At 62.1% G+C, this 684-nt stretch carries 1 protein-coding gene; it reads left to right on the forward strand.

Annotation, left to right across the window (positions count from 1 at the left end):
* Positions 1-133 precede the first annotated feature (133 nt).
* The coding region (locus tag A3754_RS05275; RefSeq protein WP_156496818.1) for a hypothetical protein at positions 134-684 on the forward strand (551 nt) is incomplete at its 3' end.

A 684-nucleotide genomic window follows, 5' to 3' on the forward strand; every position in this document is an offset into this window, starting at 1 on the left:
AAGTCAGACAGCGAAAAATGTGAAGATTGCGCGAAGGATTGCCCCCCGGTTACACCCCGACATTGACCCTGGGGAGCCATCCCCGGGGTGAGAATGCCAGTCATAGCGGTTGACCGTGACATTGAGCGCTGTAATGATCGAGTTACATTCCAACGACAACACGGTGGAGGCGTTCATGAACGCATTCTGGACCCCGGATTCCCAGGCCCTGGCGCCTTACCTCTCTGCCTGGCAGAACGCCCACAAAGGCCTGCAGATCATTGCTGGATCCCTGCAACCGGGCATGACCGAGCAGGATTGCGAACTGCTGATTCGCGACTGGCTGCGTGCGCACCAACTGTTCGATCCCGCCCGGCCGCCGAAGGTGCGCTTTACCAATCAACCCAGCCGCCGTCGCTTTGGCCTGAACAGACCGGGAAAGCGCCGTTACCGGATCGGCATGGGCTATATACTGCGTTGCGATGCGGTACAAAACGGCTACGCCGCCAAGGCCTGCCTCAGCGGCCCCGACGTGGCTCCGCTGGCCGCATTACACCGCCGCCTGCGTGACTATCGCGACCAGCTACCGCTGGCCCTGGCCCGGGGAGAAACACCCCAGCAGCTTGCTGGCCGTTTCTCCGGCCTGCGCCAGCACTATCGGTTGGCGCCGCTCACCGGCACTCTGCCGGAAGGTAATCGCATCGG

The organism is Alcanivorax sp. HI0083 (assembly GCF_001635175.1).